Source organism: Arenibacter hampyeongensis, from assembly GCF_002909255.1.
In the GTDB taxonomy this organism is placed as follows: domain Bacteria; phylum Bacteroidota; class Bacteroidia; order Flavobacteriales; family Flavobacteriaceae; genus Arenibacter; species Arenibacter hampyeongensis.
The window spans coordinates 563,461-574,346 of record NZ_PIOB01000003.1 but is presented as its reverse complement, the minus strand read 5'-3'; the positions used below and the strand labels follow the sequence as shown (position 1 = coordinate 574,346).

General features: G+C 40.6%; 6 protein-coding genes and 1 rRNA gene. 5 read left to right on the top strand and 2 right to left on the bottom strand.

The genetic code is table 11. The features are described 5' to 3' along the window. From rrf to CWD91_RS10810, 3 genes are all read left to right on the top strand, one after another. Positions 1-95: ribosomal RNA gene (gene rrf / locus CWD91_RS10820) — 5S ribosomal RNA — on the top strand; the annotation flags it as partial. A 484-nt stretch (positions 96-579) separates the two neighbouring features. Beyond that, the gene (locus CWD91_RS10815) at positions 580-1,245 is read left to right on the top strand and encodes a 3-keto-disaccharide hydrolase (protein ID WP_103440946.1); all 666 of its coding nucleotides are present in this window, start codon (positions 580-582) and stop codon (positions 1,243-1,245) included. Positions 1,246-1,268: 23 nt separating this feature from the next. Continuing rightward, positions 1,269-2,867 (top strand): sulfatase, encoded by a 1,599-nt coding sequence (locus CWD91_RS10810; protein WP_103440945.1) that lies wholly within the window; start codon positions 1,269-1,271, stop codon positions 2,865-2,867. Positions 2,868-2,974: 107 nt separating this feature from the next. Here the strand turns inward: CWD91_RS10810 and CWD91_RS10805 are convergent, their stop codons facing one another. After that, positions 2,975-4,195, bottom strand: a complete 1,221-nt coding sequence (locus tag CWD91_RS10805) for a hypothetical protein (RefSeq protein WP_103440944.1) — start codon at positions 4,193-4,195, stop codon at positions 2,975-2,977. Positions 4,196-4,464: 269 nt separating this feature from the next. Between CWD91_RS10805 and CWD91_RS10800 the strand changes: the two genes are divergently transcribed. Together CWD91_RS10800 and CWD91_RS10795 are read left to right on the top strand one after the other, a co-directional pair. Then, positions 4,465-7,710: a DUF1553 domain-containing protein gene (locus CWD91_RS10800; protein ID WP_103440943.1), complete on the top strand. Its 3,246-nt coding sequence runs from the start codon at positions 4,465-4,467 to the stop codon at positions 7,708-7,710. A gap of 7 nt (positions 7,711-7,717) precedes the next feature. Beyond that, positions 7,718-9,187, top strand: coding sequence for a DUF1501 domain-containing protein (locus CWD91_RS10795; RefSeq protein ID WP_103440942.1), 1,470 nt, complete (start codon positions 7,718-7,720; stop codon positions 9,185-9,187). 232 nt (positions 9,188-9,419) lie between these two features. Here the strand turns inward: CWD91_RS10795 and CWD91_RS10790 are convergent, their stop codons facing one another. Next, entirely contained in the window at positions 9,420-10,886 is a 1,467-nt protein-coding gene (locus CWD91_RS10790; RefSeq protein WP_103440941.1) for a glutamate synthase subunit beta, read from the bottom strand.

The following is a 10,886-nucleotide window of genomic DNA, read 5'->3' as shown; positions in this document are numbered from 1 at the left end:
CGGGGCCCACCCCTTACCATTCCGAACAGGGAAGTTAAGCCCGTCTGCGCCGATGGTACTGCTACACCAAGTGGGAGAGTAGGCCGCCGCCTTTTTTCGAAGTCTCCCCATCGCAAGATGGGGGGACTTTTTTTTTGCCCTATGCCCAAGCGATCTCGCAACTTTCAAGGGCAGGCCGCTGGCACGGTCCGTTCCCGCAGCCGCCCCTATAACGTTTTACCAGTATTTGTTGATGGACTTTGAACGCACGCCTTATTGCGTGATCAGTTCCCGTTTCACTTTGTGCGACGCTTCCCCTGCACCCAGGGACGGTCATTAATTGATACATTAATAAATTGGCACATTGATCTATTTAACAATTAGTACATTTCCAAATTGGCCCACCTTCAAATCTTTCAATTTCAAGATCACTTAATTGATACATTGCTACATTAAGCAATTGTTACATTGAACAAATGGCAGATTAAATTATTCTTTTACCAACGAGCAATATTCAACGCCATCCCAAAATAGTTTCAACAATACCTTTTGAGTAACCCATTTTTTAATATCTTGTCTCTTCATAAATAAAATAATACAATGAAAAACAATTTTGCATATCTAATGAGCCTAGTGCTGTGCCTAGGAATTTTGAATACTAGTACAGGTCAAGTTGGGAGTAAGGAGAAAAAGAAAAAAGATGGTTGGATCTCCCTGTTTAATGGCAAAAATTTGGATGATTGGAAAGTTGGGGAAAATGCCCATACCTTTTCAATTGAAGATGGTGCAATTAAAGTTGCTGGTCCTAAGGCCCATTTGTTTTATGTAGGAGATGTTGAGAACCATGATTTTGATAATTTTGAATTCAAGGCTTCCGTAATGACCAAGCCAGGAGCCAATTCAGGTATTTATATCCATACCCGCTACCAGGATGCCAGTTGGCCGGTATATGGTTATGAGGTACAGGTAAACAATTCGCAAGGGGATTGGAAACGTACCGGTAGCTTATATGATATAGTTAATGTTATTGAAACCTATGTTGGAGATGATGAATGGTATACGGAATATATCAAAGTAGAGGGCAAGAGAATTATAATTAAAATAAACGATATAGTTGTGGTAGATTACACTGAGCCGGAAAATCCTAAACGCGACGCGGGGGAACGCCAGCATAGGGTACTTAAAGGTGGGACTTTTGCGCTACAAGGTCATGATCCGAAAAGTGTTATCTATTACAAGGATATAATGGTGAAACCTTTACCTTAATTCCAACCAATAATAGAATTTAAATGTACTTACCTACGCCTTTAACTAAAATTATCTGTGTTATTATTCTTGGGTTTCTTAACATTGCCTGCCAGCAAGAAGCTGAAAAGGTAAAACAAAAACCCAATGTGGTTTTTATATTGGTGGATGATCTTGGTCTTGTTGATCTTAGTATTACTGGTAGTTCCTATTATGAAACACCTAATATTGATAAATTGGCCAAAGAAGGCATGATTTTTACTCAAGGATATGCTGCCAGCCGGGTATGTAGTCCGTCCAGGGCCAGTATCATGACCGGAAAATTTACGGCCAGGCATGGAATCACTGATTGGATCGGAGCAGCATACGGTTCAGCTTGGAGAGCTCATAATCGGCACGATAAATTGTTGCCTGCCGAATATGTGCATACCTTGCCGGCTAACGATGTTACCATAGCTGAGGCTATGAGGGAGAAGGGGTATAAAACTTTCTTTGCCGGTAAATGGCATTTGGGGTCCGAAGGCTCGTATCCTGAAGATCATGGTTTTCAAGTCAATAAGGGGGGTTGGGATAAGGGTAGTCCAATGGGGGGATATTTTTCACCCTGGGATAATCCAAAATTACCCAACAAGGTTAAAGGTGAGAACCTTAGCATGCGTTTAGGTAACGAAACAGCCGATTTTATTAAACAGCATAAGGATTCTACCTTTTTCGCCTTTCTTTCCTTTTATGCCGTACATGGACCAATTCAAACTACCGATCAAAAATGGCAAAAATATAGGGATAAAGCCCAGAATAGGGGGCTGGCAGAGAGTGGGTACAAAATGGAAAATGTTTTGCCTATTCGTATTGTACAGGACAATCCTATTTATGCCGGACTTGTAGAAAGTATGGACGATGCCGTCGGAGTAGTATTGGATGCAATTAAAAACGCCGGCTTGGAGGACAATACTATTGTTGTATTTACTTCGGATAATGGGGGAGTAGCTTCTGGCGACTCTTTTTCAACGAGTAATCTCCCTTTAAGGGGAGGAAAGGGATATCAATGGGAAGGTGGTATTCGGGAGCCTTACTTTATAAAAGTACCTTGGTTAAAAAATGGAGGTTCGCAAAGTGATTTTCCAGTTATTGGTACCGATTTTTATCCCACCATCTTGGATTTGGCCGATATCGACCTAAAACCGGAACAACATTTGGACGGTATAAGTCTGAGACCGTTGTTGGAAGGGGAACAATTGGTTGTAGATAGACCTTTGTTTTGGCATTATCCGCATTATGGCAATCAGGGAGGTGAACCCTCCTCTATAATTCGGAGAAAGGAATGGAAGCTAATACATTATTGGGAAGATGATAGGGAAGAGCTATATCATTTGCCCTCTGATACTGCAGAACAAAACAACGTTTTTTCGGAACACCCGGAGGTTGCCACGGCTCTTGGTGAAGAACTTAAAGCATGGCTTTCCGAGGTTGGGGCAAGATTTGCCGAGGAGGATCCTGAATACGATCAAAAATTGGCAAAGGAGCGAAAAGATATAATCAAAAGTGAATTGTGGCCAAGGTTGGAAAATGAACGGTTGAATGTTCTGTCCGAAGATTTTGAACCCAATGCCGATTGGTGGGGTAGCAAGGTAACCAAAGATTAGTTTTTGTAGATTGGTACGGTTTTTTCAAATGGGTTCGAGAGAAACCCTTCTAACAAAATTAGGACCATGGAATTTGTGTCCTAATCTTAGGCAATAAAGCCCTGTCCCTAGTTTTTGTCAAGAATGTATTTGGATTCTATCTTTTCCATAATCAAAATCTTGGAACTCAACTCCATTCTGTCTATTCCTTTGACCTCCAATAATACTTGGTAATATTTAGGGAGCACTCCAAATTTTTCCTTTAATCCCTCCTCCAATTCATTAAGTAATTTTGGAGATGTGAAATATTTTAAACTTTGCGAAGCCGCAGTATCCCATAGGCCTCCAAATAAAAATATATTGTTGTTGTTGGGTCCTGGGACCTTAGTAATTAATCCGTAATCCGTGTGATGTCCATTTGGGTCTCCGTAAGGGAGATACTCTATTTCTTTTCCTTCCAGATCTTCGCGATAAACAATACTTTGGTTTTGGCCATTGTAGAATAACTTGGGACTTTTTAAATAGTCCTTGAACATTCCAAAAGTTTTCATCATCCCTATAACCATAAAATTGTTGTCCGGCAGTTCTTTGGGATTAAAGCGCACCATATTCCGAATAGTAAAGTCACTTTGATTGTACGAGAATATTTCACTCAAATCTTTAATCCATAGTGCGCTGTTGTATATGAGTAGGCTATAACTCAAGGGCTCATATTTTATATTCGTTTGGGAGTGATCCAAGGTAAACTGGTCGTAGTCCTCCAATGAATTTATGAAGGGATCCCTAATTATTTTTTTTGTGCCTTTTGTGGTATCCTCTTCTTCGAATATAAAAAGGTCTCCTAGTACAACCATTAATGGTTTATGATCCGCCAATAAATCCGTCCAGAGACCGTCTTTGTTTATAGGATTGGTATTGTAGTTTGTGGGATAGAAGAAGGCATTATAGGCTAAGGAAAGTATTAATAGGAGGAATAATGTGATTCCAATTCTCCTATTTAAGAAATTGGAGTCCTTCTTTTTAACTAATTTCCTTTCAACAAATTTAACCTCGTAACTTCCCTTTGGTATCTGAACAATTATCTTATCGTGTTTTCCTTCAGTGGAATAGTATGTCCCCAGTTTTTTACGAAGGTTATATGCATATACCCTAACCAATGTACTCTGCGAGGGGTCAAAGTCGGTTTTTCCCAGAATTTCAGATGCTATTGTTGTTTCTTTTGGTATGTTTTTTTGTAAGGTACTGCTAACTAAATATTGTAGTAAGTTGGAATAGGTATTGGAGTTGCCAAAGGATTTACTAGCAATTATTTTAGCAATGATTTGGCTGTATTTATGATTATTTTTCATTTTAGATTGGCAATGGTTAAATATAATCAATAATTATTAACAGTTAATAAAACTGTTTATGAATGAATTAACAGTTAAATACTTATGTATATTTGGATTAGTCAGGTAAATAGGGATGAACTAAAATGACATGTACTTTTAGAAAGGAGTATGGATAGATTATTTGTTTTGACGAAAATGAACGTTTCAATCCATTTGCCACCAGAATTGTTTATTTGAAATTGCAATTGAGGATATTACATTGGGAAAAACAATTATGATATAAGTCCATGAAGTTTTATAGAATTTATGTAATTATAGGTATAACCGTCTTATTTAATAGCTGTGGTTGGAATGCACCAGCGGAAGTGGAATTGGCGCTACAACAAACACCGGATATAATAGATTTTAATTATCATGTAAAGCCAATCCTTTCAGATAAATGCTTTTCGTGTCATGGTCCGGATACGGATAATCAGAAGTCAGACTTAAGATTGGATAATGAAGAAAGTGCACTTTCTGCTCACGGCGACTCCAAAACTTTTGCAATTGTTCCAGGTAAGCCTGGTGCTAGTGATCTAATTAAACGTATTCTTTCTGATAATCTCTCTGAGAAAATGCCTCCGCCGGAATCTAATTTGTCTTTGAGCAATAAAGAAATTGCAATTTTGGCCAAATGGATAGAGCAGGGCGCGGAGTATAAACCTCATTGGTCTTTTATAAAGCCTAGTTCACCTGAACTGCCACGAATACAGGATTCGAACTGGGCGAAAAATGAATTGGATTATTTTGTTTTTGAGCGACTTGAAAAGGAAAAATTGGAACCTTCTATACGTGCTTCAAAAGAATCATTAATTCGTAGGTTGAGTTTTAATTTAACAGGACTTCCTCCAAGTCTGGTGGAGATGAATGCTTTTGTGGCCGATACATCGGCTGATGCGTATGAAAAATTGGTGGATAGGCTATTGTCTAGTCCGGCCTACGGAGAAAGAATGGCCGCTGATTGGATGGACGTTGCTAGATATGCGGATAGCGATGGTTATCTGGATGATAAACATAGGGATTTTAGTCCCTATCGGGATTGGGTAATAAAGTCGTTTAATGAAAATATGCCCTACGATGAATTTACTACCTTACAATTGGCTGGTGATCTTATACCCGAACCAACTAAGGAGAGTGTTTTGGCAACAGCTTTCAATAGACTCCATAAAAGGAATTCCGAGGCGGGAATTATTTTTGAAGAATACCGTGTTGAATATGTCGCCGATAGGGTGTTAAGCGTGGGGAAGGCCTTCATGGGACTTAGTATGGAATGCGCAAGGTGCCATGATCATAAATACGACCCCATAAGTCAGAAAAATTATTATGAAATGGCCGCATTTTTTAATAATACCAATGAATTCGGTTCTGCTGTCTACGGTCCTGCTCAGGTACCAGGACCATCGCTTCTTTTGACGGATAAAGAGGCTGATAAGGTTTTGGAATTTATTGACAATGATATTGTTAAAGCGGAAGACGATCTGAAATCCCTGCAAGTATCTGTTCCCGAGAATTTTCAAAATTGGTCGTCAAGCCCTTCAGCGATAAGGAAATCTGTAGAGAATGGGTATTCGGGTAGCCTGATCGCCTACTATCCTTTCGATTCGTTTTTGGAAAAAGGCAATAAGAAATATGTAAGTCCAAATAAGGTTGATAATTCTCAGGCTGCTGTGATTAATGAACCTATTTTTAAGAAAGGAGCCATGAACAATGGTGTTTTCTTAAACGACTTTACTTCGATAAGTTTGCCAGGGAAGATGGGTTGGTTTGATCAGACCGATCCGTTTACAATTTCACTCAGTGTTTATCCAGATACCCAATATGATGACGCTGCCCTGTTTTATCATTGTGAAGACTTGAGGTTGGGGTTAAAAGGGTACTCCATGTTCTTGGAAAACAACCAGCCAAAATTTATTATGGCTTTTTCTTGGCCAACAAATGCAATTCAAATTAAAGCCAAACAACAAATTCCGGAAAAGGAATGGACAAATATAGCTGTCACTTATGACGGTTTGGGGAAAGCTGGCGGGATACACATGTATTTAAATGGGAAAGAGATTCCAGTGGAAGTGGAAATAGACCACCTTTATAAATCTATATTGTTCCAGCCTAATTTGCATACCTATGGTTTTAATGGTTTTGGAATGGGTATTAGGAACCATATGAAGACCTTTATTAATGGCGGGATGGATGAACTTAAAATTCACAATGCTGAATTGTCGGCCTTGGAAGTAGCCTATAGTTTTGATGCCAGTATTCCTGACGAAATGTTTAAGAACCCTGCAACTTCTATAAATCTACCTATATTATTAGCCCATTATGAATTGAGGGAAAATGGCAATCTCAAGGATGTAAAGGAAAGCATAAGGGGGTTCAATAGGGAGAAGAACCAAGTTTTGGATACAATTCAGGAAATTATGGTCATGGGTGATTTGCCAAAACCACGGTCCACCTATCTTTTGGAGAGAGGTGCCTATGATGCCCGGGGAGAAGAAGTATTTCCAGGTGTACCCGAGGAGGTGCTTCCTTTTAGCGACACCCTACCTAGAAATAGATTGGGTCTAGCAATGTGGTTGTTCGATAAGGAAAATCCGGTTACAGCTAGGGTTTTTATGAACAGGTTATGGCAAATGCATTTTGGTTCTGGTCTAGTGTATTCCTCCGACGACTTTGGTAACCAGGGCGGTCTACCCTCACACCCGAAATTGTTGGATTGGCTGGCGGTTGAATTTATGGAATCTGGATGGGACGTAAAGGCAATGCACAAATTGATTGTGATGTCTGCCACTTACCAGCAAAGTTCCATGTTAACCCCTAAGCTTGAAGAAAGGGATAAAGAAAATATATTGCTGGCCAGGGGTCCTAGTTTTCGCATGACGGCTGAAATGATTAGGGACAATGCGCTAGCCATCAGCGGTCTTTTGTATTCAAAGATCGGAGGTCCTAGTGTCTATCCGTATCAACCTGAAGGACTTTGGGATGAGATAAGCAATAAGCCTTGGCGCTATAAATATTTGCAGGAACCGGGTGAAGGTCTTTACAGGAGGAGTTTATATACCATTTGGAAAAGGACATCGGGTCCACCATCCATGCTGATTTTTGATGTGGGGGAAAGAGGGGTCTGTACGGTAAAGCGGAGACAGACCAGTACTCCACTGCAGGCCTTAGTGCTCCTTAACGACCCCCAATTTTTGGAGGCCTCTAGAGTAGTTGCCGAAAACTTGATATCGGATTATGGCGGGGATGTGGATCTTCAATTGCAAAAGGCATTTGTGTTATGTACCGGTAGAAATCCCAATAAAACCGAATTAGGAGTTTTAAGTGAATTCCATAAGCAGGAGTTGGAGCGATTTTCCAAGACTACCGAGGATGCCTTAGCTTATGTAAGTATAGGAAGTTCCGAGGTAAAACATAATACTGATCCCGTTAAGTTGGCTGCTTTGGCAACAGTTGTAAATGGGGTGATGAATACTTTTGAAGGATATACTATAAGATAAAAGGGATATGGAAGATTTTAAAAAACACATGGAGTTTATGGAAACCCGCAGGGGATTTTTAAAGAAATCGGCCTTGGGATTTGGATCCATAGCCTTGAGTAGTTTATTAGGACCTTCATCCTTGTATGGTAGTGATATGCTGGCCAGCGCACCACGGAATAAATCGGGAGGTGTATTGGGGACTACCCATTTTCCGGCTAAAGCTAAAAGGGTAATCTATCTTTTTCAAAGTGGAGGGCCATCACAATTGGAAACCTTTGATTATAAGCCGGAATTGATAAAATGGCACGGAAAGGAAATACCCCCATCGGTTCAGGGAACCCAACGAAATTCTGGGATGGTATCCAGTCAATCTACTTTTCCTTTGGTCAAATCTATTTACGATTTTAAACAATATGGACAATCGGGTGCTTGGGTAAGTGAAATCTTTCCACATACGGCCAAGGTGGTGGATGATCTCTGCATTATTAACTCCATGCGTACCGATGCCATTAATCATGAGCCAGCCGTAATGTTCTTGCAGACAGGTAGTCAACAAAGCGGCAGGCCATCCATTGGTTCCTGGCTTAGTTATGGATTGGCAAGTGATAATAAAAACCTACCAAATTTTGTAGTCCTATTGTCTAAGGGGGGAGGGGCGCAACCCCTAAGTTCAGCTGCTTGGGGCAACGGATTTTTGCCATCTCATCACCAGGGTGTGCAATTTAGGTCAGGCAAGGATCCTGTGCTTTACTTGAACAATCCCCACGGGGTCCATGATGAAGATCGTAGGAGGGCGTTGGATTATATTTCTCAGCTAAACAGTCATCAATATGATATTTGGCAGGATACAGAGATACAATCCAAAATAAATCAATATGAAATGGCCTACAAGATGCAAAACTCTGTGCCCGAAGCCGTGGATACCAAAGAGGAGCCGGACCATATTTATAAATTATATGGGGAAGATGCCAGAATACCTGGAACTTACGCTGCTAATTGTTTACAGGCAAGACGATTGGCGGAAAGGGATGTAAAATTTATACAGTTGTACCATATGGGCTGGGATCAACATGGTGGACTCCCAGGCGGTATAAAGAAGCAAGCACTTGGAACAGACCAAGCCACCGCAGGTTTGATCAAAGATCTTAAACAGCGAGGTTTGTTGGAAGATACCCTAGTAGTTTGGGGAGGTGAATTTGGACGCACCAGTTTTTCTCAAGGTAGGTTAACGGCTGATAACTATGGTAGGGACCATCATCCGGGCTGTTTCACTATGTGGATGGCAGGGGCAGGGGTAAAGGCGGGCATGGTATACGGCAAGACAGATGAATTTAGTTATAACGTAATAGAAAATGAAGTGCATGTACACGATTTTCAAGCGACCTTGCTTCATCTTCTGGGCATTGATCATGAAAGATTAACCTTTAAACATCAGGGCAGACGGTATAGATTAACTGACGTTCATGGCCATGTCGTGAAAGACATTCTTTCATAAAGTTTAGCAATATGATTTCAGGAAGAAAATTTGTTAGTGCAACATTTAGGGGTAATACTTTTTTGGTGGCTTCTATTCCCTATTAACCAAACTATCCCATTTGTTATTACTATTGGCGATTTGGACTCATGGCTTCCGAAGACGCTTATTTTACCTTGAATTAATCAAAAAAAAACCCAACCCATTTTAATAGGTTGGATTTCTTAATTTATTGGAACAAATACAAAAGACTTTAAACCCTTGGTAAGTCTCCCTCTCCTTTTAATGGTAAATAGGACGTTCCCATCAGATAGGTGTCTACATGGTAAGCAGCTTGTCTACCTTCGGAAATAGCCCAAACTATTAAGGATTGTCCTCTTCTTTGGTCCCCAGCAACAAATACACCAGGTACATTGGTCTTATAATCCGCCTCACTAGCTTTAATATTGGTACGTGCGTCCGCTTCAAGGCCCAATTGCTCAGCAATAGTCATTTCGGATCCTGTGAAACCCATTGCCAATAGCGCCAATTCACATTTCCATTCCTTTTCAGTATTCGGAACTTCCTTAAGCGTAGGTCGTTTTCCAGGAACAGAAATCCACTCTACTTCAGCAGTAATAAGTCCTTTCAAATTCCCATTTTTATCACCGACAAATTTCTTAGTGGAAATGCTAAAGAATCTTTCAACACCTTCTTTGTGCGATGAACTTGTTCTTAAGCGCATGGGCCAAAATGGCCAAGGTTGATCATCAGGCCGCCCTACAGGTGGTTTTCCTAAAATTTCGAAATTGGTTACAGAAGTGGCTCCGTGCCTGATGGAAGTTCCAATACAGTCGGATCCGGTGTCTCCACCACCGATAACCACAACATTTTTGTTTGTGGCTTTAATTTCTTCGCCTAGATCTTTAATGCCATCTACACGCTTATTATTCTGTTTTAAGAAATCCATGGCTTGTACCACTCCTTTAAGGTCCGCCCCTTCTATTGGCAATCCTCTTCTTACGGTAGCTCCTCCGCTAAGGACAATGGCATCAAATTGATCATTAAGTTCAGTGGCTGAAATATCCACACCTACATTAACCCCGGTCTTAATTATAATACCTTCGTCGACCAATATTTTCACCCTTCTATCAATGATGGTTTTTTCCATCTTAAAATCAGGAATACCATATCGCAGAAGACCGCCAACTTTTTCATCCCTTTCGTAAAGTGTAACAAGATGACCAGCTCTATTTAGTTGTTGGGCTGCTGCCAGGCCGGCAGGTCCTGATCCAATAACGGCAACTGTTTTGCCGGTTCTGGTGGTAGGTGGTTTTGCCACGACCCATCCTTTTTTGAAGGCAGTTTCAACAATATTTTTCTCAATATTCTCTATTGTTACGGGGTCTTCATTAATACCTAAAACACATGCTTCTTCACAAGGGGCGGGACATAGTCTTCCAGTGAATTCCGGGAAGTTGTTGGTGGAGTGCAATATTTCTGCTGCCTTGTCCCATTTTCCAAGGTATACCGCATCGTTGAAATCGGGAATTAGATTTCCCAATGGACATCCACTATGACAAAACGGAATACCACAGTCCATACATCTGGCACCTTGGTCCTTTAGCTCCTTTTCCTTCATTGGAAGTGTAAATTCCTTATAGTTCTTTACCCTTTCATCTACCGGAGCGTACTCTTCTACTTTTCTATCGAATTCCAAAAATCCTGTTATCTTTCCCAT